The following is a 25,894-nucleotide window of genomic DNA, read 5'->3' as shown; positions in this document are numbered from 1 at the left end:
GGCGCGTGACGCTGCGATATTTCGCCCGGGGCCATCCTTCGAGACGCCCGCCTCTGGCGGGCCCTCAGGATGAGGACGGCGTATGGGGCCGCAATTTGGCACGCGGAGATGCTGCCGAGCCTCATCCTGAGGAGACCGCAAAGCGGTCGTCTCGAAGGACGAGGCGCTTGCACTGACGTTCGCCGGGAATGTGCATCGGCTTCGCTACTCTAACTCGATCGCTTCCTGGCTGGCTTCTTCTTGGACGCATTCAACTCCACAGCCGCGCGGATCAGCGCCTTCAACGCTTTCTCGTTGATCGTCTCGCCTTCGCGAATATCGATCGCGCGCCGGACATTGCCGTCGAGGCTGGAATTGAACAGGCCGGCGGGATCATCCAGCGCCGCGCCCTTGGCAAAGGTCATCTTCACCACTTCCTTGTAGGTCTCGCCGGTGCAGATGATGCCGTCGTGTTCCCATACAGGGACGCCGCGCCATTTCCACTCTTCGACGACTTCAGGATCGGCCTGCTTGATCAGGCCGCGGACGCGCGCCAGCATTTCGCCGCGCCAGTCGCCGAGCTCCTTGATCCTGCCGTCGATCAGCTTGGAGGGTGAGGGTCCGTCCGTCACCTTCGCGGCGTTCTTCTTCGCCTCCGCTTTCTTCATGACCTCGCCTCACCATGCGTACCACGACGGCCGAGATACGGGAGCGCGAACAGATACAGCCCGGTCGCGAGCAGCGGGATCAGCGGCACAAGCGCCAGGAAACCGATCCAGGCGGCATCGAGCTGCATTATCATGGCGACGATGTTGGCGATCACCGCGAGGGTAAAGGCGATGGATAGCCAGCGATGAGTTTGTCGAATCCACATGTTCAACGGACCTCCTTGCGATGGTTGAATGGATGCGCTTACTCAGGCCGCGCCAGCAGATCGTCCAGCTTGGCCAAAAACTGCTTCCAGCCGGCATGCGCGCCGCCGTAAGCCTGCTTCTGCGTCGGGCTGAAGCCCGCCTGCTCGACGCGCAGATGCGTGCCCGCGCCGGTCGGCGTCAGCGTGAAAGTGACGACGCTCTTGAGGTCGAAGGCGGCGTCTTCATGCGAGAAATTCCAAGTGTAGGCGAGGGTCTTCTGCGGCTCGATGGTGAGCACCTCGCAATCCAGCACGCCGCCCCATTCACCGCGAAGATTGAAGCGATGACCGACATCAGGCTTGAAGTCGTTCTTCATCAGCCATTCCTCGATCAGATGCGGCTGCGTCAGCGCACGCCAGAGCCGCTCCGCCGGAAAGGCAAATTCGCGCTCTATCACGACGGAGCGCATTTCGCGCGAAGCCTCGGTCATTGGTCCATCCTCTTCAGGAGATCGTCGAGCGCATCGAGCCGGTTCTGCCAGAACCCGGCCATCTGGCTGGTCCAGTCGATCAGCGGATTGAGCGCGCCGGGCTGTGCGCTGTAATGAGTCTGCCGTCCCTCATGGCGGTCGCGCACGAGGCCCGCCTGTTTCAACGCGCCGAGATGTTTCGAGACCGCCGGCTGGGACACACCGGAGCGCACGGTGAGCGCCCCGACCGTCTGCTCGCCCTCGCGGCACAGCCGCTCGAAGATCGCCCGCCGCGTCGGGTCGGCGAGCGTCTTGAACAAGAGATCGGGGGCTGGGGACATGGAGGATCCATAACCGGAAAGTTATGGATTGACTCATAACCGTGGAGTTATGGGTGTGTCAAGCACAGAGGGTGTGGCGGGACCTCAAGACCTACGGCCGCAAGTAAAAATATCCCCGCGATTGCAGCTCTGCCAGCCGGACCACGCCGCCTTTTTCCGCGCTGACGAAGCCCGGCAGCAACTCCTTCAGCGTCACGCTTTGCGCCTTCATGGTGTTGCCGCAGGCGGCGAGCTCGACGCCGTCCTTGGAGAATTCGCCGACGCGCTTGCTGATATCGGGGTTTGCCTGCGCCGCGTGGAACGCCTTAAGCGCCGGCCCATGAATCACCAGCGCGATCGTGACGTGGTCGGGACCGCCGACGCCGTCGATGTGGTTCTGGATGTTGCCGAGCACGAAGTTGACCTTCTCGGCATCGCTGAGATGGTAGACGACCTTGAGCTTGTCCGACGGCGCGGCCTCGGTTGCCGCCTTTGCGCTCCAGGCGCCAAGCGCTGCGCCCAAAGCCGAGGCGGCGCTCCACAACATGTTCCGGCGGTTCATGGCGATCTCCCTCGACTGACTTCGTCGGAGACATATCACTTGTGGCGCAGCGCGGCGAGTTCCTTGCGGTCGGTCACGAGCGAGGCGCACTCGCTGTTATCGGTGCGATCGAGCCGGAAGATCTTGTCATCGGCGCCGGCGACCAGCGCATGCTCGGCCTCGTCATCCGGCTTGCTGTTCTGCCAGACCCGGACCTGTTCGAGCCTGATGATGGCGGACTTGTTGTCCTTGGACAGCGCCACCTCGATGCCGCCGCCCTCGCAGTCGACGCCGCAGCCCATGCGGACTTCGTCGCCCTGGCTGAGCAGCACCGCGTGGCTGCCGCACGAGCCGCTGGAGTCGAAATCGCCGCTGCGATGGCGATAGCGGAAGCCAAGGCGGAAGGAATTGTGCAGCTGCTTGTCTTCATTGTCGGTCTCCGCCGAGATCAGCAGCTTCATCGACGCGACCTTCTGCTTGGGATGCCGCGCCAGATGTTCGGAATCGTAGCGGCGGACGAAGCAGGCATAGGCCTTGTCGCCCGGCGCCCCCGCATAGACCCGCGCCGTGAAGGCCTCAGCTTCGGCCTTGGTGGTCTCCCGGACCTTGTCGGCCTCATCGGCGTAGGCGGCGCCGGTGAATGCGGCAAGGACGAGCGGCAGGATGAGGGCAAGCTTCATGGTCGCACCGAACGCGTGAGCCGTTGACGGCCCGCGACGGGACGATCAGGGCCGATTGGCCGTTAGTCGCGGGCCAAGCGTGGCACGTTCACGTTCGCTCCTCTTCGACATCGTCATCACAGGATCGACATGGAATGGAGGTCGCGAGCGGTGCTTTAGTCGCCGGTCGGGCCAGAAGGGTTCAAAGCCTTCGCTGACAGGAACTCGATATCACTACTCCTTCGACGTTGTTCCAGTTTGTCAATGTGATAGCCTTCACAGACGACTGCTTCTCGAAGTCGTAGGCTGGGGCCTGCCTTTGCAAGTTTGTGGAGTCCCCGCGCAATGGGCGAAATTCGCAACTTCAGATCCGGGAATCAGGACGAGCCACCTCCGCACGGCGCGATGCCGCGTCGTCTGGCAGCAATCATTGTCGGTGACATCGCTTCCTACAGCCGCTTGATGCAGGCCGACGAGGAAGGCACGCATGTTCGCGTCAAGCGGATCGAGCGAGATCTCATCCAGCCCAGCATCATCGAACACCATGGAAGCCTGGTGAAGACGACGGGCGACGGCTTCATCGCCATCTTCGACAGTCCCGTGGAGGCGGTTCGATGCAGCATCGTGATTCAGCAAAATCTCATCGGCCGCAACGCCTCGCTTCCCAAGCATTCCCGGCTCGAATATCGGATTGGCGTCAATCTCGGTGATGTCATCGTGGAGCCGGACGACATCTATGGCGACGGCGTCAACATCGCCACGCGTATCGAGGGCATCGCGGAACCGGGGCAGGTCTACATCTCCGGCGCGATCTACGAGCAGATCAAGCACAAGGTCGTGTGCGGTTATGAATCGCTCGGAGACCGCAAGGTCAAGAACATCACCGATCCGGTGCGCGTCTATCGCGTGCTGCCGGATGCAGACGCCGTCGGCAAGACGAGAAGCCGGCGCGAGAACGCGCTGATCTTTCTCTTGGCCATCACGCTGCTCGTCATTGCTGCCGGCGCGCTCTGGTATTTGCTCGCACAGTATCAGGGCAGGGTGGGCGAACAGATCGCAACGCCTGCCGCGTCTCCGGCCCCATCCCCGGCTCCGCAAGCTCCGCCGCGCGAACTGGCGACGCAGGCGCCGCAACCCTCTCCCTCATTGGCTTCGGCGCCTTCGTCGCCCGCCCCGGCGTCAAGCCCGTCCTCGACGTCGGTGCGCGAGCCTGAAATGATCGCCATTCGCGGCGGCAGTTTCGCGATGGGAAGCAATGATGATCCGACCGAGCGTCCCGTCCACCAGGTCACGATCAAGCCGTTCTCGATCGGAAAATATCCGGTGACGGTGCGGGAGTGGAACGAATGCGCGGCGGCCAACGCATGTGGTTTCACGGCGACAGGCAAGGACGATGCGCCGGTCAGCAACGTGAGCTGGACTGACGCGCAGCAATATGCCGCCTTTCTGTCGCAGACGACGAAAAAGCAATACCGGCTGCCGAGCGAGGCCGAATGGGAATACGCGGCCCGCGGCGGAACGCAAACGAAGTATTGGTGGGGCGACAAGCTTCAGCCCGGCATGGCCGGATGCAAGGATTGCGGCGACCTCGCGGCCGAGCAGCCGGCGAAGGTCGGCAGCTTCAAGCCGAATCCATTCGGGCTCCACGACATGGGCGGCGGCGTCGACCAGTGGGTCGAGGACTGCTGGCACAAGAATTACCAGGGTGCGCCGGTCGACGGTTCAGCATGGAGCGGTGGGGACTGCAGTTCGCACGTCCTGCGCTCGGGCTCCTGGAAGAACGATTCGAGATACGTGCGGCCATCCAACCGCGACGGTTACGATACCAACGTTCGTTACCCCACGCATGGGTTCCGTGTCGCGCTCAGTCCTTGAGTGCAGGAGTAAGTTTGATGCACATCTTTCGCTTTGTCGCGTTGTCTGCGGTTCTGGTCCTGCTTCCGGGGATTGCCTATCCGCAGGGCAAGACGGCTCCGAAGGATGCCAAACTTTACTTCATCACCCCGTATGACGGGCAAAAACTGCGCGGCGGATTTCTGGTTCGGTTCGGCTTGCGCAACATGGGCGTGACGCATGCCGGCGACGACTACCAGAACGCCGGCCATCATCATTTGTTGGTCGACGTCAGCGATCCCATCGATCCGAAGGAGCCGATCCCGCAGGACAAGTCGCATCTGCATTTCGGGGCAGGGCAGACCGAGACATTTCTCGAGCTTCCGCCCGGGACCCATACCCTTCAACTGGTGCTGGGCGACGCGAAGCATTATCCGTTCGAGCCGCCTGTCGTGTCGGACAAGATCACCATCCGTGTCAGGCCGCCGCTTCAGCGCGGCAAATGATCACCGCAGGCTGGCGTTGAACTTGTCCAGCGCCGCCGAACCCGGACACAGCGTGTCGGCTTCCAGCGTGTTGAGCGGGGTCTCGACGGTGTTGAGATGCTCGTGCAGATCTTCCGCATCGGGGTCGACATAGAGCAGGCCGGTGACGATCTGCCCCTTCGCGGCATGCTTCGCGAGGAAAGTCTGGGCCCCTAACCGGTCATGCGGATCGTAGTCCGCGTCGATCTTCCGCAGCGCGATCTTGCTGCCGTCGTGCTGCTCGACCATTTGCACCGTGCCCGGCGCATAGTCCACCGCAATGGGATCGCGGCCCACCAGCACGTCGAGCCGGTTGACGGCGTCGTTGTGCTCGCGGACATAGTCGAAGCTCTTGGTCGAGCCGGCGTGGTTGTTGAAGGCGATGCAGGGGCTGATGACGTCGATGAAGGATGCGCCCTTGTGACGGATCGCAGCCGCGATCAGCGGAACCAGCTGGGTCTTGTCGCCCGAGAACGAGCGCGCCACGAAGGTGGCCCCCAGCTGCAACGCGATGGCGACGAGGTCGATGGCGTTGTCGGTGTTGGTGACGCCCTTCTTGGATTTCGAGCCGCGGTCGGCGGTCGCCGAGAACTGGCCCTTGGTCAGGCCGTAGACCCCGTTGTTCTCGACGATATAGGTCATGTTGACACCGCGCCGGATCGAATGCGCGAACTGGCCGAAGCCGATCGAGGCGCTGTCGCCATCGCCGGAGACGCCGAGATAGATCAAATCGCGATTGGCGAGATTGGCGCCGGTCAGCACGCTGGGCATGCGGCCGTGCACGGAGTTGAATCCGTGCGAATTGCCGAGGAAATAGTCCGGCGTCTTCGACGAGCAGCCGATGCCGGAGATCTTCGCCACCCGATGCGGCTCGATCGAGAGCTCGTAGCAGGCCTCGATGATCGAGGCCGTGATTGAATCGTGGCCGCACCCCGCGCACAGCGTCGAGATCTTGCCCTCGTAGTCGCGGTGAGTGTAGCCGAGATCGTTCTTCTTCAGCCCGGGATGATGGAATTTCGGCTTGGCAATATAGGTCATGACACGGCCTTGCGGAGCGGGGTCACCTTGAGGTGATCCTGGTGGTCGCCAATGGCTTTGGCGATGAAGCGGGCGGTGATCGGCGAGCCGTCGTAATGCACGATCGGAACGAGGCGGACTGGATCGATGCCGTTCTCGTTGACGATGAGCTGGCGGAGCTGGCTGTCGCGGTTCTGCTCGACGACGTAGACGAAATCGTGCTCGGCGAGGAAGCTCGCCACGCTCGAATGGAACGGGAAGGCGCGGATGCGCAGGCGGTCGAGCTGATGCCCGCGTGCTTCCAGGAGGGCGACCGCCTCGTCCATCGCCGGCGAGGTCGAGCCGAAATAGATCACGCCATATTTGGTCGGCCGTTCCGCATTGGCCTGCAGCGGCCGCGGCACCAGGTCCTGCGCGGTCTCGAACTTGCGCATCAGGCGCTGCATGTTGTCGGCGTAGACCGAGCCTTCCTCGGAATAGCGCGCATAGCGGTCGCGCGAGGTGCCGCGGGTGAAGTAGGAGCCCTTGGTCGGGTGCGTGCCGGGATAGGTGCGATAGGGGATGCCGTCGCCATCGACGTCGAGATAGCGGCCGAAGTCGCGGCCCTCATCCAGCATCTCCGCGGTCATCACCTTGCCGCGGTCATACTGCTTGGCATCGTCCCATTTCAGCGGCCGGCTGAGCCGGTGGTTCATGCCGATGTCGAGGTCGAGCATCAGGAAGATCGTGGTCTGCAGCCGTTCGGCAAGATCGAACGCGGCGGCTGCGAACTCGAAGGCCTCAGCGGGATCTTCAGGGAACAGCAGCACGTGCTTGGTGTCGCCGTGCGAAGCATAGGCGCAGGCGATGATGTCGCATTGCTGGGTGCGGGTCGGCATGCCCGTGGAAGGGCCGGCGCGCTGGATGTTCATGATCACGGCCGGGATCTCGGCGAAATATGAGAGGCCGATGAACTCGGTCATCAGGGAGATGCCGGGGCCCGATGTCGCGGTGAAGGCGCGGGCGCCGTTCCAGGAGGCGCCAATGACGATACCGATGGAAGCGAGCTCGTCCTCGCCCTGTACGATCGCGTATTTCGCCTTGCCGGTCTCAGGATCGTGCCGGAATTTCTTGCAATGCGCGGTGAAAGCCTCCGCCACCGACGAGGATGGTGTGATCGGATACCAGGCGCATACGGTCGCGCCGCCATAGACGGCGCCAAGCGCGGCGGCGCTGTTGCCTTCGATGAAGATGCGGTCGCCGACCTTGTCGGACTTCTTCACGCGCAGGCCGATCGGGCACTTTAGATTCTGCAGCGCCCAGTCACGGCCGAGATGCAGCGCGTGGACGTTGGAGGAGAGCAGCTTCTCCTTGCCCTTGTACTGCTCGCCGATCAGCTGCTCGATCAGCTTCGGGTCCATGTCCAGCAGCGCGGAGAGCGCCCCGAGATAGATGATGTTCTTGAACAGCTGGCGCTGGCGCGGATCGGTGTAGGTCGAGTTGGTGATCGCGGTCAGCGGAACGCCGATCACGGTGATGTCGTCGCGAAATTTGGTCGACGGCATCGGCTTGGTGGAATCGTAGAACAGATAGCCGCCGGGCTCGATGCCGGCGACGTCCTTGTCCCAGGTCTGCGGATTCATCGCCACCATCATGTCGACGCCGCCGCGGGCGCCGAGATGGCCGTCTTCGGTCACGCGCACCTCGTACCAGGTCGGCAGGCCCTGGATGTTGGAGGGGAAGATGTTTCGGGGGGAGACCGGCACGCCATGGCGCAGGATCGCGCGCGCGAACATCTCGTTGGCGCTGGCCGAGCCCGAGCCGTTGACGTTGGCGAAACGAACGACGAAGTCGTTTACGCTGCTGAGCGGCTTTTTGTCGGACATGATGATCCCGCTTGAGTCATTTCGATGAGATATTTCTGCATGTCCCAGGCTCCGGTGGGACAACGCTCGGCGCACAGCCCGCAATGCAGGCAGACATCCTCGTCCTTCACCATCACGCGCCCGGTCTTGAGGTCGCTGGAGACGTAAAGGTCCTGGTCAGGATGCAGCGAGGGCGCCTTCAGCCGCTGGCGCAGATCGGCTTCCTCGCCATTGCCCGTGAAGGTGATGCAGTCCATCGGGCAGATGTCGACGCAGGCGTCGCACTCGATGCAGAGCGAGGTCGAGAACACGGTCTGGACGTCGCAGTTCAGGCAGCGCTCGGCCTCGCCGAGCGCGAGCTTGACGTCGTAGCCGAGCTCGACTTCGGTGCGGATGTCCTTCAGCGCGATCACCTTGTCGCGATGCGGCACCTTGAAGCGCTTGTCGTTGGAGATGTCGTTGTCATAGCTCCATTCGTGGATGCCCATCTTCTGCGACGAGACATGCACCTCCGGCAGCGGTCGCTCGGTGATGTCCTCGCCAGAGAGCATCTTGTGGATCGACAGCGCGGCATCATGGCCCTGCGCGACCGCCCAGATGATGTTCTTCGGCCCGAACGCGGCGTCGCCGCCGAAGAACACTTTTGGGTTGGTCGAGACGAAGGTCTTCGGATCGACCTTGGGCATATGCCATTTGTCGAACTCGATGCCGCAATCCTGCTCGATCCAGGGGAACGCGTTCTCCTGGCCGACCGCGACCAGCACGTCGTCGCATTCGATGGTCTGGTTCGGCTCGCCGGATGGCACGAGGTTGCGGCGGCCCTTGGCGTCGTATTCAGCCTTCACCTTCTGGAAGGTGATGCCAGTGAGCTTGCCATTGTCGTGAACGAAGGCAACGGGGACGAGGAAGTTGAGGATCGGAATGTCCTCGTGGAGTGCGTCTTCCTTCTCCCAAGGCGAGGCCTTCATCTCCTCGAAGCCGGAGCGCACGATCACCTTGACATCTTCACCGCCGAGCCGGCGCGCGGTGCGGCAGCAATCCATCGCGGTGTTGCCGCCGCCGAGCACGATGACGCGCTTGCCGATCTTGTCGGTGTGGCCGAACGAGACCGATGACAGCCAGTCGATGCCGATGTGGATGTTGGCGGCGGCCTCCTTCCGGCCGGGAATGTCGAGCTCGCGGCCACGCGGCGCGCCGGTGCCGACGAAGATCGCGTCGTATTTCTCCGCGAGCAGCCCCTTCATGCTCTCGATACGGTGCCCGCCTTTGAACTCGACGCCGAGACCCAGGATGTAGCCGGTCTCCTCGTCGATCACCGAATCGGGCAGGCGGAATTTCGGGATCTGCGAGCGCATCATGCCGCCGGCCCGGGGATCGGCATCGAACACGGTGCAGTGATAGCCGAGTGGGGCGAGATCGCGCGCCACCGTCAGCGAGGCGGGACCGCCGCCAACGAAGGCGACGCGCTTGCCGTTCTTCGCCGAGGGACGCGGCAGGCGCTGCGTGATGTCGTCCTTGAAATCGGCGGCAACGCGCTTGAGCCGGCAGATCGCGACCGGCGTTTCCTCCACGCGTCCGCGGCGGCACGCCGGCTCGCAAGGACGATCGCATGTGCGTCCCAGAATTCCGGGAAACACGTTCGATTTCCAATTGATCATATAGGCATCGCTATAGCGGCCTTGTGCGATCAGTCGGATGTATTCGGGAACGGGAGTGTGCGCTGGACAGGCCCATTGGCAATCGACCACTTTGTGAAAGTAGTCGGGGGCCGCGATATCGGTCGGTTTCATTCCTACCCTGTCCGCGCAGGCTCAAGGACCCGGCGGCCTCTTTTGTTGAGCTAGGCGAGCGCTTAACGCGCTTCGATCTGGTTCGTGAATGACGTCATTGGGTTAGCTTATTAGAACCTTTCCGAAGTACAAAGGCAAAGTTTCGCGCCTTCCCCCTTTCATGGGAGCCAAGCGCGCACAGCATTAACGGCTGCGCGCGATGCGGGTGCGGTGCAATATGCTGCGATGCGTGCGAGCGCGTCAGCCGCGCGCGATGTCGCTCTTCGCGAGGTCCCACATCAGGCTGTAAGTGCCGACCGAGACGGGCAGCGGGAAGGGTGATGCACCAGGGCCGGTGAAGCGTTCGGCGATCACGGCCGAGACCGCGCCGACATGTGTGCCGTCGATCAGCACGAACCAGTCGCGCGCGCCTTCGTTGCGCACCGCTGGAATGTCCGCGGTCGCGCCGGACAATTCAGGCTCGCTCTCCAGCAGATGCATGGAGATGATGCCGTCGCGCTGCTCCGGCGCCAGCTTTTCTTGCAGTGCATCACGCCATGCGCCTGCATTGTCGGGCGTCGGGCGCAGCCGCACCACGCCGAGCGCACCGCCTCGGCCGGTGCCATTGCTGATGGTGATGCGCGCGACCACGCGCAGCATGTCCTTGAAATGCGCCATGCTCCGGCGCGACCATTCGGTCTGATTGGCGAGCCGCGCCCGGTAAGCGGGACTGTCGAGCACGTCGAGCGTCGCGGTGGAGTACAGCGAGAGATATTTGGGGTTGGCGGCATGCGCGACATAGCGCCGCGCTTCGAGAAAGCCGTCGATCGCGACGCGCTCTTCCAGATGCTCGCGATCGTACCAGCGATTGAAATCGGCCTCATTGGCTGCGTCGATGTTCATCGACGTGAGCAGCATGCCTTTCCCGGCGAGCGGCATTTTCTTGTTGTCCTTCTTTCGCGCATTAACGCGCGGCCTTAGACGCGAGGTCGGCGATCGACTTCATCACCGCGTCTCGCACGCCGCCATCATAGAGCGAATGTCCGGCTTCTTCCACGATCCGAATCTCGGAACCCGGCCACGCTTTAGCGAGCGCGTGCGACGTCTCGGGAGGGCACAACAGGTCGTAGCGGCCCTGCACGATAATGCCGGGAATGCCGGCGAGCCGGTCCGCGTTCCGCAGCAGCTGGTCTTCGCTCATGAAGCTGTCGTTGATGAAGTAATGCGCCTCCATGAACGGCGTCGCCGGCAGCGTGCGCCAAACGTTCAGCGACGCCAGGTCCAGCCGCGTCTTCGCCGGCTTGTGCTCCGACAAGGCACGCTCGATGTCGTGCCAGGCGCGGGCCGCCGCTCCGTGAACGGCCGGATCGGCATCGAGGATGCGGCGATAATAGGCTTCCACTGGATGCACGCGTTCCTCGGGCGGCAGCACGCTCAGAAAATCCTCGGAGAGCGCGGGATAGAATTGCGGCAGCCGCTCCGTGAAGGCCGTATCGACCTCCGCCCGCGTGCCCAGAAAGGTCGCGCGGAGCGCAATGCCGGAGACGCGCTCGGGATGGGCCTCTGCATAGGCCAGCGCCAGCGTCGCGCCCCAGGAGCCGCCGACCACCATCCAGCGTTCGAAGCCGAACTTTTCGCGGATCTTTTCCAAGTCCGCGATCAGATGCGCCGTGGTGTTGTGCTCGCGCGATCCCTTCGGCCGGCTGCGGCCGCAGCCGCGCTGGTCGAACAGCACCGCATGCATCCGCTCGGGATCGAACAGCCGGCGGTGGTCGGGCTGGCAGCCGCTGCCGGGCCCGCCATGCAGATAGACCGCGGGAAGGCCGTCGCTGCGGCCGACGCTCTCGATATAGAGCTCATGGCCGTCGCCGACGTCGAGCATGTCGGAGGTCAGGGGCGCAAAGGGATCGGCACGCCTGGTCGCTGTGCCTGCGTCGGCGTCAGGCGCCATTCTCGGATTCCAGGGTGCCGCCGGCGAAATTGCGATAGAGGAAGCGGTTGGTCTCGCCCTCGGCCTCGGCTTCCGCCTGCTTGAAGATGGTCTCGTGCAGCGGCGACAGCGCGCAGGCGGGGTCGGTGTTGGCGGCATCGCCCGTCAGCGCGAAGGCCTGGCAGCGGCAGCCGCCGAAATCGATCTCGCGGAATTCGCAAGTTTTGCACGGCTCCTTCATCCAGCCGGTGCCGCGATAGCGGTTGAAGGCCTCGGAGTTCTGCCAGATCCAGGCGATCGAATGATTGGAGCGCACCGATTCGAAGTCGAGCCCGGTGACGCTCTCGGCGGCGTGGCAGGGCAGCACCTTGCCGGCCGGCGAGATGTTGAAGAACTGCCGACCCCAGCCGCCCATGCACTTCTTCGGCCGCAGCGCGTAGTAATCAGGGACCACGTAGTCGATCGTCAGCCGGCCCTTCAGCCGCTCGCGCGCCGCCTCGACGATTTCAGTGCACTCGTCGAGCTGCGCCACAGTCGGCATCAGCGCGGCGCGATTCTTCAGCGCCCAGCCGTAATATTGGACATTGGCGACCTCGAGCCGGTCGGCATCGAGATCGACGGACATCTGGATGATATCAGGCAGCTGATGCAAATTCTGGCGATGCATCACCGCGTTCACGGTGAGCGGCAGATCGAGCTCGCGCGTCCATTTTGCGACTTCGAGCTTCTTGCGGTGCCCGCCCTTGTAGCCGGCGACGCGATCGGCGAGGCCTTCCTCGATGCCCTGGAAGGAGATCTGCACATGGCAGAGCCCGGCATCGGCGAGTTCGCTCAGCTTCTCGCGCGTCAGCAGCACGGCGGAGGTGATGAGGTTGGTGTAGAGCCCGACGTCGCTGGCATGCCTGACAAGGTCGACGAGGTCCTTGCGCGCCGTCGGCTCGCCGCCGGAGAAATGCACCTGCAGCACGCCGATCTCGGCGAGCTCGCTCAGCACCTTCTTCCATTCATCGGTGGTCAGCTCGTTGCCGGAGCGATCGAGTTCGACCGGATTGGAGCAATAGGGGCATTGCAGCGGGCAGCGATGGGTGATCTCGAGCAGCACGGCCAGCGGAATGCCGAAGGTCTCCGCCGTGGAGCGGCTCTTCTCCAGCACCGCGAGGCTGTCGCTGGTTTCAGGTGGGATGGTCGGGAGCACATCGCTCATGGCGTCTTCTCCCTGATCTCGGTGAGGAAGCCCTTGTCGGCGAGATCCTGCAGCATGACGATGACGTCGGCGAGGATTGCTTCGCGCGGCGCGGCGTATTTTGCGGCCAGCTGATCGGACACGTCGCCGACACTGCGCTCGCCGTTGCAGAGCTGCAAGACCTCGACCGCGATCTCGTCCGGCGCCAGCACCCGTTCCGGCGCCAGGATGACCCAGACCTTGCGCGTCTCGTCATATTTCAGCTTGGCGTGCCGCGGCAGCACGGGGCGGCTTGCCTCGCTGACGCTGATATGACGCGGCCCGGCCATCGATTGTTCCTCAGCTCGCGCTCGGCACGAAGGCGCCTGGCGGGATGTTCCCCTCGACATAGGCGTGCTGGAGCGCATCGAGCTGTACCCACAGAACGTTGGTCTTGAAGATCAGCGCATTGCAGACCAACGCGCGCTCCTCCGGCGTTCTCGCGTGGGTCCGGACATAGTTGAGCGCGAAATTGGCGTCGCGTGGCGCCTGGGTGAGGCGGCGCTTGAAGTAGCTCATGATATCGGGGTTGACGAAGTCGTAATGCTGCAGCATGCCGGCGATGCGCTCTTCGTGCAGGTTCGGAGCGAACAATTCGGTCAGCGACGAGGCGATCGCCTCCAGCGGCGACTTCTCGCGGCAATAATGGACATAGGCTTCGACCGCGAAGCGCGTCGCCGGCAAAATGCCTTCGGTCGATTCCACGTAAGCCGTGTCGAGCCCGAGGCCGTCGGTCAGCTTGATCCAGCGCTCGATGCCGCCTTCGCTTCCGACATCGCCGTCATGGTCCTCGATGCGGTGGCGCCATTCCAGGCGCGTGGCGCGGTCGCGGAAGCGCGAGATCACCACCGCGTCCTTGATCGGGATCGTGCTCTGATAATAATAGCGGTTCAGCGCCCAGGCCTGCACCTGGCCCTTGTTGAGCTTGCCGCCATGCAGCAGCTTATGGAAGGGGTGCAGGCTGTGATAGCGCGTCGCGCCGATATGGCGCAGCGTCGCCTCGAGCTCCTCGGCGGAGTTGAGCTTGATATCCTTGCCGATCGAGAGCGCAGTCATTCCAGTCATTGAGGCCGCATTCACAGCACGATCTCCGTTCCATCCGCCGGTATCTGCCAGCCCGCCGCCTCGGCGGCCTTGCGCTCGGACGAGGCAGGCAGCAGCGCCGGGTTCGAGTTATTGATATGCAGAAATACCTTCCTGTCGATACTAAGGTCGGCCAGCCGCGCGATGGCGCCGTCCTGCCCGGACATGGCGACGTGTCCCATGCTCCTGCCGGTCTTGTGGCCTAACCCGGCCTTGATCATCTCGTCGTCCTGCCAGACCGTGCCATCGAAGAACACCAGCGAAGCGCCGTCGATCTCGGCCTTGAGCGCGTCGGTCACCTCGGCGCAGGCGGCGATGAAGTAGAAACACTTGCCGGTCGCCTTGTCGGTGATCTTCAGGCCCAGCGTGTCGCCGTCGCCGGTCTCGCCGCCGGGATGCGCCTTGCCTTCCAGATACCAGGCCGACTTGCCCGAGACGGCGAAGGGCAGGACTTCCAGTCCGGAGCGCGCACCGTCGGAGAGGCGCGGCTCGAACGGCTCATTGATGCCGATCGGCTGGCGCCGCACGTGCTTCTCGTTCAGCACGTTGAAGATGCTGTTGCTGGCAAGGATCGCCAGCACCTTGTCGTGCGCGTAGATCGTGAACGGCGAGCTCTCGCGCATCGACAATAGGCCGGCCACCGCATCCACTTCGCTGTTGGTCAGGATCACGCCCGCGACGGGCGTATGGCGCAGCGCCCCAGCCTTGGGGTGCAATTGCGGCGTGGCATTCAATTGCTGGCGCAGATCCGGGGAGGCGTTGATCAGGAACCAGTGCTCGCCGTCGCCGCTGAAGGCGACCGAGGCCTGGGTTCTCTGGAGTTCGTGACCGTTCGCACGGGCCGCCCGGCAGCCCTCGCAGCCGCAATTCCATTGCGGCACTCCGCCGCCGGCTGCGGCGCCCAGGACGACGACGCGAAGCATGACCCGTCTCCTGGAAGCAACGTCGCCAGGTGGATCTTAGGCCGACACAGTCCTTATCTTCCGGAAACCTATCGTGACCGAAAGAATCCTAACGAAAGAACTTGGGCCGAAAGATCCACCTGCGCAGAACGCAAACTCACCAACCGCTTACTTGCGGGTGGCGCTCACATACATGTTGATTTCCATGCCGCAGGGCACTTCGACGATCTTCGGGGCTTTCCAGGCCATTTTTGGCACTCCATTTTCGCGAATTCGGACGTATCCGCCCACCCGTTAAGTTAGTGCGCGCTGAGAAGTTCGCCAGTGAAATTTTCCCGAGAAGACCATGTTGCGCTGCGAAATATGACCTTGGGAACACCACTTCTGAGGCACTGCCTTGCGCCCGGCGCATTCGGTCCCGAACCCTGTCCTGATAAAGCACTTGTGAGTGCAGTGCAGCTTTCATTCCGGTACAGGCGACCCAACTGGATCCCGATGATGCCCAGATATTTCTTCAACACCCGTATCGACGACGAATTGATCGTGGATCCCGAAGGCGAGGAACTGCGCAACCCCGATCATGCCTGGGAGGTCGCCCGCCAGATGATCCTGGAGGTGGTGAAGTCCGAGGGCACCCAGCGCGCCCTGTTGGACGCCGTGATCGAGGTGACTGACGGCGAAGGCGAGATCGTGCTGGAGTTCCCCTTCACCGAGGCCCTGCTGGACATCCCTGACAAGTCCGCGACGCTGCATTAGAGGCGCGCGAGGTGCGCTCCCTCCCCCGCCTGCGGGGGAGGGCTGGGGAGAGGGTGTCTCGACAACGAAGACTCCCCCGGTGGAGAGAATCCTCACCCGCGCCTTCGGCGCGACCTCTCCCGCAAGCGGGAGAGGTTACCGAGCTTGCTGCTCGATCCAGCAATCAATTTCGAGCCCCCCCCTTCCTTCGCCCCCGCGAAATCCGCATGGCTTTGCCGCGTTCCCGGCGCTAAAAGACGCCGGTTACACGGAGCAAGCCATGCAAGATCTCTGGCGCCTGTCGGCGGCCGACCTCGCCACCCTCGTCAAGTCCAAAAAAGTGTCCGCCATGGAGGCGGCCAAGGCCGGGCTCGCCCGGCTCGATGCCGTCAATCCCAAGCTCAACGCGGTGATCGACCACCGGCCGGAGGACGTGCTCAAGCAGGCCGACGCCGTCGATGCCGCCATTGCGCGAGGTGAGGACCCCGGCGTGCTCGCCGGCGTGCCCGTCACCATCAAGGCCAATGTCGACCAGGAGGGTTTTGCCACCACCAACGGCCTGAAGCTCCAGCGCGACCTGATCGCGCGCGAGGACAATCCGGTGGTCGCCAATTTCCGCAAGGCTGGCGCGATTCTCCTTGGGCGCACCAATTGCCCCGCCTTCTCCTATCGCTGGTTCACGACCAATCTGGTCCATGGCGATACCAGGAACCCACGCGATGCTTCGCTGACCCCGGGTGGCTCCTCCGGCGGCGCCGGTTCGGCGGTCGCGGCCGGCATCGGCCATATCGCCCATGGCACCGACATTGCCGGCTCGATCCGCTACCCCGCCTATGCCTGCGGCGTGCACGGCCTGCGCCCGACGCTCGGCCGCATCCCCGCCTTCAATCCTGCGCTGCCGGAGCGTCCGATCGGACCGCAGATCATGGCGGTCTCGGGCCCGCTGGCGCGCACCGTCAATGACATCAGGATTTCGCTGGCAGCGATGTCGGCCCGCGACATCCGCGACCCCTGGTTCGTACCGGTGCCGCTCGAAGGCCCCGCGCGGGACAAGCGCGCCGCGCTCTGCCTCAATCCGGACGGCCTTGCCACCACGCCCGAAGTGAAGGCGGCGGTGATCGATGCCGGCAAGCGGCTCGAGCGTGCCGGCTGGACGGTCGAGACGATCGAAAACACGCCGTCGATGCGCGAAGCAGTCGAGTGGCAGATCAAGCTCTGGCTCGGCGACGGCTATGAGGCCCAGCTGGAGATGGCCGAGCGCGAGGGCGATCCCGGCGCGCTGGCGTGCCTGCGCGGCAACCGCGCCAGGGTCACGCCGATGGATCAGGCCAATTACGCCAAGGCGCTGACCCGTAGAGCCACGCTGACCCGCGACTGGATGCTGTTCTTCGAAAAATACGCCGTCCTGCTGACGCCGGTGTCCGGCGAGCTGCCGTTCCCCGATCATCTCGACTGCAAGGACGACGAGTCCTTCAAGCGGGTCTGGGAAGCGCAGCTGCCGCAGATCGCGATTCCCTTCATGGGTCTGCCGGGCCTCGTGGTCTCCACCGGTCTGGTCGGCAAGGCGCCGGTCGGCGTGCATATCGTCTCCGGCCGCTATCGCGAGGATCTCTGCCTGCTTGCGGGCGAGGCGATCGAGGCCGGCGGCGTGCCGCCGTCGCCGATCGACCCCGTGGGCTAGCGATGTCCGCCATCTACGACTTCAAGGCCAACTCGCTGGCCGGCGAGGAGGTCGCCCTGAAGCGTTTCGAGGGGCAGGTGCTGCTGATCGTCAACACCGCGAGCAAATGCGGCTTCACGCCGCAATATCGTGGTCTGGAGGATCTGCATCGCGATCTCTCGCCGCGGGGCTTCTCCGTGCTCGGTTTTCCCTGCAACCAGTTCGGCGCGCAGGAGCCTGGGCCGGCAAGCGAGATCCAGGCGTTCTGCTCGACCAATTACGACGTCACCTTTCCCCTGTTCGAGAAGATCGACGTCAACGGCGCCCATGCGCACCCTCTGTATGAGTACCTGAAACACCAGCAATCTGGCCTGCTGGGCGCCTCCATCAAATGGAATTTCACCAAATTCCTGGTGGACCGTGCCGGCAAGGTGGTCGCGCGCTACGCACCGACCGCACGGCCCGAAGGATTGCGCCATCAAATCGAGACCCTGTTATGAGCGAGACAATCATGAGCGACGAATTTCCGGACCGCCTGTCGGTCGATCCGAACAGCCCCTTTTACAACGCGGACATTCTGGCGCGCGACGTCGGCATCCGCTTCAAGGGCGTCGAGAAGACCAATGTCGAAGAGTACTGCATCAGCGAAGGCTGGGTCCGCGTCACCGCAGGAACCGCCAAGGACCGCCACGGCAACCCGCTGACCATCAAGGTGCATGGTCCCGTGGAGCCGTATTTCAGGGACAAGAAGTAAGCCTGCCCGTCGCTCGGTAGTCAGTCGTCAAGCCCGGCCATGACGAGCGGAGAGAGCTAGCCAGGAAGAGAGAACATGTCCGTCCGCATCGTCGACGTCCGCGAGATCACCAAGCCGATCTCATCGCCGATCCGCAACGCCTATATCGACTTCAGCAGGATGACGACGAGCCTGGTCGCTGTCGTCACCGACGTCGTGCGCGACGGCAAGCGCGTCGTCGGCTACGGCTTCAATTCCAACGGCCGCTACGGGCAGGGCGGCCTGATCCGCGAGCGCTTTGCTTCGCGCATCACGGACGCTGATCCGAAGTCGCTCTTGAATGCCGCCGGCGACAATCTCGACCCCGACAAGGTCTGGGCCGCGATGATGACCAACGAGAAGCCGGGCGGCCACGGCGAGCGCTCGGTTGCGGTCGGCACCATCGACATGGCGGTGTGGGACGCGGTGGCGAAGATCGCGGGCAAGCCGCTGTTTCGTTTGCTCGCCGAACGTCACGGCGTCAAAGCCAATCCGCGCGTGTTCGTCTACGCCGCCGGCGGCTATTACTATCCCGGCAAGGATCTCTCGATGCTGCGCGCCGAGATGCGCGGCTATCTCGACCGCGGCTACAACGTCGTCAAGATGAAGATCGGCGGCGCGTCGATCGAAGACGATCGCACCCGCATCGAGGCGGTGCTGAAGGAGATCGGCAACGACGCGCAGCTCGCGGTCGACGCCAACGGCCGCTTCAATCTCGAGACCGGCATCGCCTACGCCAAGATGCTGCGCGACTATCCTTTGTTCTGGTACGAGGAGGTCGGCGATCCCCTCGACTACGCGCTGCAGGCCGCGCTCGCCGAATTCTATCCGGGCCCGATGGCCACAGGCGAAAACCTGTTCAGCCACCAGGATGCCCGCAATCTGATCCGCTACGGCGGCATGCGCCCCGACCGCGACTGGCTGCAATTCGACTGCGCGCTGTCCTATGGCCTGTGCGAATACCAGCGCACGCTGGAAGTGCTGAAGACCCACGGCTGGTCTCCCAGCCGCTGCATCCCCCACGGCGGCCACCAGATGTCGCTCAACATCGCCGCCGGACTGGGGCTCGGCGGCAACGAGAGCTATCCCGATTTGTTCCAGCCCTACGGCGGCTTCCCCGACGGCGTGCGCGTCGAGAGCGGCCACATCACCATGCCTGATCTCCCCGGCATCGGCTTCGAAGGCAAGTCCGATCTCTACAAGGAAATGAAGGCGCTGGCGGAGTAAGGGGCGGACGGCCGCTCCGCACTCGCTGTTGTCGCGGACAAGCGCGCCTTAAGCGCGCGCCGATCCGGGACGACGACTGAGTATGAGGCTTACGACAACCGCATATCCAGCAACCGTCGCCCTTCGCTCTTTAGCAGCTTTTTCACTGCGCTCGACGCCACGACCTCGCCGTCGTTGGCATAGGCCTCGTGGTTCTTCTCGATGTCGTCGAGGCGGTAGAGATAGTTGACCATGACGCCGGCCGACTCGCGCACGCCCTTCGGCGAGAGGTCACCGAGCCAGTTGATGCGTTCAAGCCGGGCGCCGTTGCCGAGATGGAAGCGGGCGACGGAATCGATCAGTTTGCCCTTCGGCGTGCGCGCCTTCAGGAAGTAATGCGCCGCAAGCGGCTCGATCACAGCGCGCAGCAACGTGGTCGTCTCGGGGTTCTCGAACCATTTGGGATCGTCGAGGCGCTTCAGGACCTCGCGATCCTCGTCCGTCAGCGGCAGGTCTTTGTCCTGCTTCACCCACTGCATGAAGCCCGGCACCGGCGACAGCGTCACGAAGGTGTCAAGCTTTGGCAGTTCACGGCGCAACTCCTCGACCACCTGCTTGATCAGGAAGCTGCCGAACGAGATGCCGCCGAGCCCGCGCTGGGTGTTGGAGATCGAATAGAACACCGCGGTGCGGGCGCGCTCGATCGGCAGGTGCTGGCGATCGACCGCGAGCAGCGGTTGAATCGCGCCGGGGATCGTCTCGGTCAGCGCCACCTCGACGAAGATCAGGGGCTCGTCGACCATGGCGGGATGGAAGAAGGCATAGCAGCGGCGATCGACCGGATCGAGGCGGCGGCGCAAATCGTCCCAGTCGCTGATCTCATGAACCGCTTCGTAGCGGATGATCTTTTCGAGGATGTTGGCCGGGGTCGACCAGTCAATCCGGCGCAGCACGAGAAACCCCCTGTTGAACCACGAAGACAGCAGATGCGAGACGTCGCGATCGAGCGCGGCGAAATCGGTGTGGCCTTTCATCATGCCGAGCAGGTCGGCGCGCATGGCGACGAGATCGCCGGTGCCGCCCGGCGCGCGGTTGAGCCGGCGGATCAGTTCCTGCCGCCGCGGCTCCGAGGCGAAATGCAGCGAGCTTGCGTCCTCGTCGCTCGGCTTGTCGCGCCACTTCTCGATCGCCTTTGACAGGCGTTCCCGGTCCGGCCCGAAATCGCGCACGAGGCCTTCGAAAAAGGCGCGGCGTCCTGCCGCATCCAGTCCCTGGTAAATGTCGAGCACATCACGCGCGATGGCAATGCCCGATGCCTCGCCGCGGCCCGACAGCAGCGCATCGCAGAGCTCGATCAGCCCATCGGCATCCCTTTTGGTGTCGGCGGAATCGCCGCGACGAAGCAGCGTGCGGCCGCGATCGGAGATGGTGGCGAGCAGGTCGGAGAAGAAGGCGTTGGCCATCGGGACTTTCGGATCGGGTTTGTGCGTTGCGGAAGTTTACACGGGATTTGGGCGGAAGCCGATCACAATCCAGCGGAGGAATGCGGCAACTTTAGTCGGGCCGTGCGTTTCGAGAATGGCGGCATGTTGGGTGTGGGTGTTGATGGGGTTGGGCGTGCTCACCCCGGGCAAGCTCCCGTAGGGTGGGCAAAGGTGCAAAGCGCCGTGTCCACGATCTCTGACAGCAGCGAAGGAGGTCGTGGGCACGCTTCCGCTTTGCCCACCCTACGAGACCTGTGCTCGCAATGTCGTGGAGGGCTACCCCTTCCCCGCAAACTCCGTCGGCGTCCGCCCCGTCACCTGACGGAAGGCGGCCGAGAACGCCGGCACGCTGGCATAACCGAGTTGGGTCGCGAGCTGCTTGACCGACACGCCGGCCTCCGTCGACAAGCGCTGGATCGCGGCGGCAATCCGCGCACGCTGGCACCAGCTCTTGAAGCTCAGCTGGGTCTCGGTCGAGAACAGCCGCGACAGCGTCCGCGCGGAGGTGCCGACCTCGCGCGCCAGCGTGTCGATGTCGTGCAGGCCGGTGGGATCGTCGAGCACGATCATGGCGGCGCGGCGGCAGCGCGGTTCGTGCGGCAGCGGCACGAAGGTCGCGGAATCCTCGGCCTGGTGCAATTCCAGCATCACGAGCCGCACCAGGAGCTCGGTGCGCTCTTCGGTGTTGCGCGCGTCGAACAGCGCGAGGATCGCCTGGTTGAGCAGCGGCGACACCCGCACCACGAATTCCCGGGTCAGGCCGTCATAGCGCTGCTCGCGCTTCAGCCAGGACAGGTCGAAATACAGCGTGCGCATCTCGATGTCGGCGAGCAGGTCGATGGCGTGCTCGAGCCCGGCCGGCACCCACACGGCGCGGTCCGGCGGCACCAGCCAGCGGCCGCCGGGCGTCGTCACCTGCATGGTGCCCCTGGCCGCATAGATCAGCTGCGCCTCGCGGTGCAAATGCGGATCGATCCGCAAACCTCTCGGATAGTCGCGCGCAACCAGGTGGACGCCCGCGGGCGAGCGGTGGTTGCTCCGGACCTCCCGCAGGGTTGGCGTTTCCAACATTGGCCTTTCCAAGACAGTCATTGGCAGCATCCCGTCATGGGGAGGAGATATAACTCATTTCGGAGCAGGAGAGGATTCGGGAAATGAACAGCCCCAGCCGGGTGATCGGTTTCGTCAACGCAGGCCATTTCATCGACCATTATGCGATGCTGATCTTCGCCGCGGCCGTCATCATCATGGGGCCGGCGCTCGGCATGGCCTATTCGGAACTTTTGCCTTATGCGACGCCCGGCTTCGTGGCTTTCGGGGCGGGCTCGCTGCTCACCGGCTGGCTCGGTGACCGCTGGAGCCGCCGCCACATGATGCTGATCTTCTTCGTCGGCATCGGAGCGTCCATGATCTCGGTCGGCTTCGTGCAGACCCCGGCACAACTCGGCGCAGCGCTGCTCGCGATCGGCATCTTCGCCTCCATCTACCATCCCGTCGGCACCGCCATGATCGTGTCCTATGCCGACCGGCTCGGCCGCGAGATGGGCATCAACGGTGTCTGGGGCAATCTCGGCGTGGCCTCCTCGGCGCTGGTGACAGGCGTGATCGGCCAGTATTTCGGCTGGCGTTTCGCCTTCATCGTGCCCGGCATCGTTACCATCCTGATCGGCATCGCCTTTGCGATGCTGGTCGTCCACGAAGACCGCAAGGGTTCGAAGCAGGCGGCGGCGCAGGCGCGGGTGGCAAAGCAGGACATGTGGCGCGTGGTGCTGTCGCTGCTGATCGTGGTGATCGCGATCTCCACGACGTTCAACGCCGTCACCGTGGCCCTGCCGAAGCTGTTTGCGGAGCGGCTCGCGGATCTGACCAGGAGCCCGGCGCTGCTGGGGGTCATCGCGGCCTGTGTCTACGTGTTCGGTGCGATGACGCAGTACACGATCGGCCGCCTGCTCGACCGTTACTCGCTCAAGACGGTGGCGCTGCCGCTGTCCTTCATGCTGGCGCCGTTCCTGTATCTGGCCGCCAGCCTGAACAATCTGCCGCTGATCCTGGTCTCGATCGGCATCGTCATGGGCGCGTTCGGGCAGGTTACGGTCAATGACGCCATGGTCGGCAAATACACCAGCGAGGAGTGGCGCTCGCGCGCCTATGCGGTGCGCTATTTCATCGGCTTCACCGCGGCCGGCGCCTCGGTCGGCCTGGTCGCCTGGCTCTACGAGCAGGGCGGCTTCGTCACGATGCTGCACGCCTTCGCCGCGCTCTGCCTGCTGGCCATCGCAGCCGCCATCATCCTGCCCCGCGAGATCCGGACGCCGCAGCCGGTATGAGGTCCCGTCATTCCGGGGCGCGCGTAAGCGCGAACCCGGATTCCATCGGGCGGCAGAGACTGCGGAGAAATGGAGCGGGTCCGTCGCTGCGCGACGCCATGGAATGACCGGAGACGGAGCGGCACGTCACGCACGCCGCCGATCATGAAACTCTACCCCTGTTTTGCCCGACGACGCAAACCGCCTCGGCAAGGCCGAAATTTTCTCGAGCCTTTTCAACCCCATCCCTACTGTGCATGGGGTTGTTTTCACGATTTTGCTGTTGCACGCCGCCGCCCTGCATGGAACCCGTCCCACCCGTCGCGGGTTCTGTTTCGGTGTCCCCGAGATCGGGGTGAGGGGGAAATCACTGCATGCCATGGCGCCTGCTCCGTCCGGCTGGGCTTGCCCTAGCGGCGCTTATGCTCACCACCATCGCGGCCGGTGCTGAAACGGGCAAGTCGTCCGGCCCGTCCGAATTTCTGCTGGTGGCGCAGATCGTGCTGCTGATTGCTGTGGGGCGGGGTCTCGGCGAGATCATGCAGCGGATTGGCCAACCCTCGGTGATCGGCGAACTGCTTGCCGGCATCATCCTGGGGCCGTCGCTGTTCGGCTGGATCTGGCCGGAGGCGCAAGCCGCGATCTTCCCGAAGACGCCCGAGCAGAAGGCGATGATCGACGGCATCGCTCAGGTCGGCATCCTCCTTCTGCTGCTGCTCACGGGCATGGAGACCGACCTCAAGCTGGTGAAGAAGGTCGGCAAGGCCGCGATCGCAATCTCGATCGCCGGCATCCTCGTGCCCTTTGCCTGCGGCTTCGCGCTCGGTGAGTTTCTGCCCGATGCGCTGCTCCCCAATCCGCAAGCGCGACTGGTGGCCTCGCTGTTCATGGGCACCGCGCTGTCGATTTCTTCCGTGAAGATCGTCGCGGTGGTGGTACGCGAGATGAATTTCATGCGCCGCAATGTCGGCCAGATCATCGTCGCGACCGCTGTCATCGACGACACCATCGGCTGGGTCATCATCGCGGTCATCTTCAGCCTCGCCTCGCACGGCACGCTGGATATCGCTTCGGTGGCGAAAGCGGTGCTGGGCACGCTCGCCTTCCTCGCCGTCAGTTTCACGATCGGCCGCCGCCTGGTGTTCCAGCTCATCCGCTGGGCCAACGACAATCTCGTCAGCACGGCGCCCGTCATCACCGTAATCCTGCTGCTGATGTGCGCGATGGCGATGATCACGCATGCCATCGGCGTGCATACCGTTCTGGGCGCGTTCGTCGCCGGCATCCTGGTCGGGGAGTCCCCGATCCTGACGCGGCAGATCGACGAGCGTTTGCGCGGGTTGATCTCCAGCTTCTTCATGCCGGTGTTCTTCGGTCTCGCCGGCCTTGCCGCCGATCTGTCGGTGCTGCGTGATCCCAATCTGCTGATGCTCACCGGCCTTCTGGTCGTGATCGCCAGCGTCGGCAAGTTCGGCGGCGCCTTTGTCGGCGGTACCTTGGGCGGCCTGACCAGGCGGGAGTCGCTGGCGCTCGCCAGCGGCATGAACGCGCGCGGCTCGACCGAGGTGATCATCGCGACCATCGGCCTGTCCATTGGTGTGCTCAGCCAGAACCTGTTCACGATGATCGTCACCATGGCGATCGTGACCACGATGGCGATGCCGCCGATGCTGCGCGCGGCGCTGGCGAGGCTGCCGATGAACAAGGAGGAGAAGGAACGGCTGGAGCGGGAGGAGTTCGAGAAGCGCGGCTTCGTCGCCAATCTCGAGCGCCCGTTGCTGGCGGTGGACGAGAGCGTCAACGCCACCTTTGCCGCCCACATCGCGGGCCTGATCGCCGGCATGCGCGGCCTGCCGATCACCGTGCTGCATATCGGAAAGAACGCGAAAGAGCAGGAGAAGGGCCGCGGCGCGGAGGAGAGCCACGAAGCCGTGGTGAAGAAGGCGGCCGAGGCGGTGTCCGCCAACACCGAGGACGACACCGGCCGCGTCGATATCGTCACCCGGGCGCGGCGCGCGGAGCTCGGCGAGACCATCGCCGAGGAAGCACGCAAGGGCTTCGACCTCATGGTCGTCGGCATCGACAAGGTCGTTGCCGGCAAGGACCGCTTCGATCGCGGGATCGACGACATCGCCGCGCAGTACGAAGGAGCGATGGCCATCGTCGCGGCCAAGGGCAAGCACCTGAAGCAACCGAACCCCGACGGCCTCAACATCCTCGTTCCCGTGTCCGGCAGCAGCGTTTCCAAGCGCGGCGCCGAAATCGCGGTGGCGCTGGCACAGGCCGGTTCCGGCTCACTCCGGGTGATCTATGTCGCGACCACACGCGACAAGGGCGCGCAGCGCGGCGCTTCCCGCGGCCTCAGCCAGGAGGCGGGCATCCTCAAGGATACCAGCGATCTCGCCGCCCGTTACGACGTCGACATCACCACGACGCTGCGGGTGAACCGGGCGCCGGAAGGCGCGATCCTGCGCGAGATCGACACCACCGACGTCGATCTCGTCGTCATGGGCGTCGACCGCATCCAGGGCGATCATCTCTCCTTCGGCGGCGTCGCTGACGCCGTGCTGCGGCAGTCGAAGGTCTCGGTGCTGCTGGTGTCGAGCGGCGACGCCAGGCAGGCGTCAGTGGAGAAGGGTTGAGGCGTGCTATGCCCGCGCGGGCAGCGCGCCCCCTCTCCCGCTCGCGGGAGAGGGTCGGGGGGAGGGCTGGCTCCGCATCGGGACACTCTCCCAGAGGAGGGAGCCCTCACCCGGCGCTACGCGGCGACCTCTCCCGCAAGCGG

The 25,894-nt window shown here is 64.1% G+C and carries 27 protein-coding genes; 9 read left to right on the top strand and 18 right to left on the bottom strand.

Annotated elements, in window-relative coordinates:
• Window positions 1-209: 209 nt before the first annotated feature.
• The 6 genes from CIT39_RS27475 to CIT39_RS27450 all read right to left on the bottom strand — a co-directional run bounded on the left by CIT39_RS27475 (window position 210) and on the right by CIT39_RS27450 (window position 2,843).
• A complete protein-coding gene (locus CIT39_RS27475) occupies window positions 210-647 on the bottom strand; it encodes a DUF1801 domain-containing protein (RefSeq protein WP_094977212.1) in 438 nt (145 codons plus the stop codon).
• Entirely contained in the window at window positions 644-853 is a 210-nt protein-coding gene (locus CIT39_RS27470; protein ID WP_094977213.1) for a hypothetical protein, read from the bottom strand. The genes CIT39_RS27475 and CIT39_RS27470 overlap by 4 nt, the downstream gene beginning before the upstream one ends.
• A gap of 38 nt (window positions 854-891) precedes the next feature.
• The gene (locus CIT39_RS27465) at window positions 892-1,323 is read right to left on the bottom strand and encodes an SRPBCC family protein (RefSeq protein WP_094977214.1); all 432 of its coding nucleotides are present in this window, start codon (window positions 1,321-1,323) and stop codon (window positions 892-894) included.
• Entirely contained in the window at window positions 1,320-1,643 is a 324-nt protein-coding gene (locus CIT39_RS27460) for an ArsR/SmtB family transcription factor (protein WP_094977215.1), read from the bottom strand. The genes CIT39_RS27465 and CIT39_RS27460 overlap by 4 nt, the downstream gene beginning before the upstream one ends.
• A gap of 91 nt (window positions 1,644-1,734) precedes the next feature.
• Window positions 1,735-2,184, bottom strand: coding sequence for a DsrE family protein (locus CIT39_RS27455; RefSeq protein WP_162308713.1), 450 nt, complete (start codon window positions 2,182-2,184; stop codon window positions 1,735-1,737).
• 35 nt (window positions 2,185-2,219) lie between these two features.
• Window positions 2,220-2,843, bottom strand: a complete 624-nt coding sequence (locus CIT39_RS27450; protein WP_094977217.1) for a hypothetical protein — start codon at window positions 2,841-2,843, stop codon at window positions 2,220-2,222.
• Window positions 2,844-3,167: 324 nt separating this feature from the next.
• Between CIT39_RS27450 and CIT39_RS27445 the strand changes: the two genes are divergently transcribed.
• Window positions 3,168-4,697 (top strand): SUMF1/EgtB/PvdO family nonheme iron enzyme, encoded by a 1,530-nt coding sequence (locus CIT39_RS27445; protein ID WP_094977218.1) that lies wholly within the window; start codon window positions 3,168-3,170, stop codon window positions 4,695-4,697.
• A 17-nt stretch (window positions 4,698-4,714) separates the two neighbouring features.
• Window positions 4,715-5,161 carry a DUF4399 domain-containing protein gene (locus CIT39_RS27440; RefSeq protein WP_162308712.1) on the top strand — a complete coding sequence of 149 codons (447 nt, stop codon included), beginning with the start codon at window positions 4,715-4,717 and terminating at the stop codon, window positions 5,159-5,161.
• Here CIT39_RS27440 and CIT39_RS27435 read toward each other — a convergent pair whose 3' ends face one another.
• The 10 genes from CIT39_RS27435 to pqqA all read right to left on the bottom strand — a co-directional run bounded on the left by CIT39_RS27435 (window position 5,162) and on the right by pqqA (window position 15,195).
• Entirely contained in the window at window positions 5,162-6,217 is a 1,056-nt protein-coding gene (locus tag CIT39_RS27435; protein ID WP_094977220.1) for a 2-oxoacid:ferredoxin oxidoreductase subunit beta, read from the bottom strand.
• The gene (locus CIT39_RS27430; protein WP_162308711.1) at window positions 6,214-8,061 is read right to left on the bottom strand and encodes a 2-oxoacid:acceptor oxidoreductase subunit alpha; all 1,848 of its coding nucleotides are present in this window, start codon (window positions 8,059-8,061) and stop codon (window positions 6,214-6,216) included. The genes CIT39_RS27435 and CIT39_RS27430 overlap by 4 nt, the downstream gene beginning before the upstream one ends.
• On the bottom strand, window positions 8,031-9,830 hold the full coding sequence (locus CIT39_RS27425; RefSeq protein WP_094977222.1) for an FAD-dependent oxidoreductase: 1,800 nt from the start codon (window positions 9,828-9,830) through the stop codon (window positions 8,031-8,033). The genes CIT39_RS27430 and CIT39_RS27425 overlap by 31 nt, the downstream gene beginning before the upstream one ends.
• Window positions 9,831-10,070: 240 nt before the next feature.
• Window positions 10,071-10,748 carry a DUF4286 family protein gene (locus CIT39_RS27420; protein ID WP_094977223.1) on the bottom strand — a complete coding sequence of 226 codons (678 nt, stop codon included), beginning with the start codon at window positions 10,746-10,748 and terminating at the stop codon, window positions 10,071-10,073.
• 25 nt (window positions 10,749-10,773) lie between these two features.
• A complete protein-coding gene (gene pip / locus CIT39_RS27415) occupies window positions 10,774-11,760 on the bottom strand; it encodes a prolyl aminopeptidase (RefSeq protein ID WP_094977224.1) in 987 nt (328 codons plus the stop codon).
• Window positions 11,750-12,943, bottom strand: coding sequence for a pyrroloquinoline quinone biosynthesis protein PqqE (gene pqqE / locus CIT39_RS27410; protein ID WP_094977225.1), 1,194 nt, complete (start codon window positions 12,941-12,943; stop codon window positions 11,750-11,752). Before pqqE ends, pip begins: the two co-directional genes overlap by 11 nt.
• Complete coding sequence (pqqD, locus tag CIT39_RS27405) at window positions 12,940-13,251, bottom strand: pyrroloquinoline quinone biosynthesis peptide chaperone PqqD (RefSeq protein WP_094977226.1); 312 nt, start codon at window positions 13,249-13,251, stop codon at window positions 12,940-12,942. Before pqqD ends, pqqE begins: the two co-directional genes overlap by 4 nt.
• A 10-nt stretch (window positions 13,252-13,261) precedes the next feature.
• Window positions 13,262-14,041 carry a pyrroloquinoline-quinone synthase PqqC gene (gene pqqC, locus CIT39_RS27400; RefSeq protein WP_094977227.1) on the bottom strand — a complete coding sequence of 260 codons (780 nt, stop codon included), beginning with the start codon at window positions 14,039-14,041 and terminating at the stop codon, window positions 13,262-13,264.
• A complete protein-coding gene (pqqB, locus tag CIT39_RS27395; protein ID WP_094977228.1) occupies window positions 14,038-14,967 on the bottom strand; it encodes a pyrroloquinoline quinone biosynthesis protein PqqB in 930 nt (309 codons plus the stop codon). The genes pqqC and pqqB overlap by 4 nt, the downstream gene beginning before the upstream one ends.
• Window positions 14,968-15,114: 147 nt before the next feature.
• On the bottom strand, window positions 15,115-15,195 hold the full coding sequence (pqqA, locus tag CIT39_RS27390) for a pyrroloquinoline quinone precursor peptide PqqA (protein ID WP_007595659.1): 81 nt from the start codon (window positions 15,193-15,195) through the stop codon (window positions 15,115-15,117).
• Between the two features lie 249 nt (window positions 15,196-15,444).
• Between pqqA and CIT39_RS27385 the strand changes: the two genes are divergently transcribed.
• The 5 genes from CIT39_RS27385 (at window position 15,445) to tarD (ending at window position 19,340) form a co-directional block, all read left to right on the top strand.
• On the top strand, window positions 15,445-15,702 hold the full coding sequence (locus CIT39_RS27385) for a DUF6894 family protein (protein ID WP_162308710.1): 258 nt from the start codon (window positions 15,445-15,447) through the stop codon (window positions 15,700-15,702).
• Between the two features lie 259 nt (window positions 15,703-15,961).
• Window positions 15,962-17,362 (top strand): amidase family protein, encoded by a 1,401-nt coding sequence (locus CIT39_RS27380; protein ID WP_094977230.1) that lies wholly within the window; start codon window positions 15,962-15,964, stop codon window positions 17,360-17,362.
• Between the two features lie 2 nt (window positions 17,363-17,364).
• Window positions 17,365-17,841 (top strand): glutathione peroxidase, encoded by a 477-nt coding sequence (locus tag CIT39_RS27375; RefSeq protein WP_094977231.1) that lies wholly within the window; start codon window positions 17,365-17,367, stop codon window positions 17,839-17,841.
• Complete coding sequence (locus CIT39_RS27370; RefSeq protein ID WP_094977232.1) at window positions 17,838-18,095, top strand: DUF3297 family protein; 258 nt, start codon at window positions 17,838-17,840, stop codon at window positions 18,093-18,095. The genes CIT39_RS27375 and CIT39_RS27370 overlap by 4 nt, the downstream gene beginning before the upstream one ends.
• 75 nt (window positions 18,096-18,170) lie before the next feature.
• Window positions 18,171-19,340 carry a D(-)-tartrate dehydratase gene (tarD, locus tag CIT39_RS27365; RefSeq protein WP_094977233.1) on the top strand — a complete coding sequence of 390 codons (1,170 nt, stop codon included), beginning with the start codon at window positions 18,171-18,173 and terminating at the stop codon, window positions 19,338-19,340.
• 89 nt (window positions 19,341-19,429) lie between these two features.
• Here tarD and CIT39_RS27360 read toward each other — a convergent pair whose 3' ends face one another.
• Complete coding sequence (locus tag CIT39_RS27360; RefSeq protein WP_094977234.1) at window positions 19,430-20,782, bottom strand: malonyl-CoA decarboxylase; 1,353 nt, start codon at window positions 20,780-20,782, stop codon at window positions 19,430-19,432.
• Between the two features lie 297 nt (window positions 20,783-21,079).
• Complete coding sequence (locus CIT39_RS27355) at window positions 21,080-21,904, bottom strand: AraC family transcriptional regulator (protein ID WP_094977235.1); 825 nt, start codon at window positions 21,902-21,904, stop codon at window positions 21,080-21,082.
• A gap of 53 nt (window positions 21,905-21,957) precedes the next feature.
• Between CIT39_RS27355 and CIT39_RS27350 the strand changes: the two genes are divergently transcribed.
• Together CIT39_RS27350 and CIT39_RS27345 are read left to right on the top strand one after the other, a co-directional pair.
• A complete protein-coding gene (locus CIT39_RS27350) occupies window positions 21,958-23,130 on the top strand; it encodes an MFS transporter (protein ID WP_094977236.1) in 1,173 nt (390 codons plus the stop codon).
• Between the two features lie 353 nt (window positions 23,131-23,483).
• Window positions 23,484-25,751, top strand: coding sequence for a cation:proton antiporter domain-containing protein (locus CIT39_RS27345; RefSeq protein ID WP_094977237.1), 2,268 nt, complete (start codon window positions 23,484-23,486; stop codon window positions 25,749-25,751).
• Window positions 25,752-25,894: the final 143 nt, after the last annotated feature.

The sequence above is a fragment of the Bradyrhizobium symbiodeficiens genome (assembly GCF_002266465.3).
GTDB classification, from domain to species: Bacteria; Pseudomonadota; Alphaproteobacteria; order Rhizobiales; family Xanthobacteraceae; genus Bradyrhizobium; species Bradyrhizobium symbiodeficiens.
Note: the sequence above shows the minus strand (reverse complement) of the source record. Positions and strands in the feature narration are given on the sequence as shown.

Coding starts and splice junctions, on each gene's coding strand:
- CIT39_RS27445 (WP_094977218.1), top strand. CDS start 3,168: ATGGGCGAAATTCGCAACTTCAGATCCGGGAATCAGGACGAGCCACCT.
- CIT39_RS27465 (WP_094977214.1), bottom strand. CDS start 1,323: ATGACCGAGGCTTCGCGCGAAATGCGCTCCGTCGTGATAGAGCGCGAA.
- pqqE (WP_094977225.1), bottom strand. CDS start 12,943: ATGAGCGATGTGCTCCCGACCATCCCACCTGAAACCAGCGACAGCCTC.
- CIT39_RS27420 (WP_094977223.1), bottom strand. CDS start 10,748: ATGCCGCTCGCCGGGAAAGGCATGCTGCTCACGTCGATGAACATCGAC.
- CIT39_RS27385 (WP_162308710.1), top strand. CDS start 15,445: ATGCCCAGATATTTCTTCAACACCCGTATCGACGACGAATTGATCGTG.
- CIT39_RS27455 (WP_162308713.1), bottom strand. CDS start 2,184: ATGAACCGCCGGAACATGTTGTGGAGCGCCGCCTCGGCTTTGGGCGCA.
- CIT39_RS27450 (WP_094977217.1), bottom strand. CDS start 2,843: ATGAAGCTTGCCCTCATCCTGCCGCTCGTCCTTGCCGCATTCACCGGC.
- CIT39_RS27440 (WP_162308712.1), top strand. CDS start 4,715: ATGCACATCTTTCGCTTTGTCGCGTTGTCTGCGGTTCTGGTCCTGCTT.
- CIT39_RS27425 (WP_094977222.1), bottom strand. CDS start 9,830: ATGAAACCGACCGATATCGCGGCCCCCGACTACTTTCACAAAGTGGTC.
- tarD (WP_094977233.1), top strand. CDS start 18,171: ATGTCCGTCCGCATCGTCGACGTCCGCGAGATCACCAAGCCGATCTCA.
- pqqD (WP_094977226.1), bottom strand. CDS start 13,251: ATGGCCGGGCCGCGTCATATCAGCGTCAGCGAGGCAAGCCGCCCCGTG.
- CIT39_RS27355 (WP_094977235.1), bottom strand. CDS start 21,904: ATGCTGCCAATGACTGTCTTGGAAAGGCCAATGTTGGAAACGCCAACC.
- CIT39_RS27435 (WP_094977220.1), bottom strand. CDS start 6,217: ATGACCTATATTGCCAAGCCGAAATTCCATCATCCCGGGCTGAAGAAG.
- CIT39_RS27430 (WP_162308711.1), bottom strand. CDS start 8,061: ATGTCCGACAAAAAGCCGCTCAGCAGCGTAAACGACTTCGTCGTTCGT.
- CIT39_RS27370 (WP_094977232.1), top strand. CDS start 17,838: ATGAGCGAGACAATCATGAGCGACGAATTTCCGGACCGCCTGTCGGTC.
- CIT39_RS27360 (WP_094977234.1), bottom strand. CDS start 20,782: ATGGCCAACGCCTTCTTCTCCGACCTGCTCGCCACCATCTCCGATCGC.
- CIT39_RS27470 (WP_094977213.1), bottom strand. CDS start 853: ATGTGGATTCGACAAACTCATCGCTGGCTATCCATCGCCTTTACCCTC.
- pqqB (WP_094977228.1), bottom strand. CDS start 14,967: ATGCTTCGCGTCGTCGTCCTGGGCGCCGCAGCCGGCGGCGGAGTGCCG.
- pip (WP_094977224.1), bottom strand. CDS start 11,760: ATGGCGCCTGACGCCGACGCAGGCACAGCGACCAGGCGTGCCGATCCC.
- CIT39_RS27475 (WP_094977212.1), bottom strand. CDS start 647: ATGAAGAAAGCGGAGGCGAAGAAGAACGCCGCGAAGGTGACGGACGGA.
- CIT39_RS27350 (WP_094977236.1), top strand. CDS start 21,958: ATGAACAGCCCCAGCCGGGTGATCGGTTTCGTCAACGCAGGCCATTTC.
- CIT39_RS27345 (WP_094977237.1), top strand. CDS start 23,484: ATGCCATGGCGCCTGCTCCGTCCGGCTGGGCTTGCCCTAGCGGCGCTT.
- CIT39_RS27460 (WP_094977215.1), bottom strand. CDS start 1,643: ATGTCCCCAGCCCCCGATCTCTTGTTCAAGACGCTCGCCGACCCGACG.
- CIT39_RS27380 (WP_094977230.1), top strand. CDS start 15,962: ATGCAAGATCTCTGGCGCCTGTCGGCGGCCGACCTCGCCACCCTCGTC.
- pqqA (WP_007595659.1), bottom strand. CDS start 15,195: ATGGCCTGGAAAGCCCCGAAGATCGTCGAAGTGCCCTGCGGCATGGAA.
- CIT39_RS27375 (WP_094977231.1), top strand. CDS start 17,365: ATGTCCGCCATCTACGACTTCAAGGCCAACTCGCTGGCCGGCGAGGAG.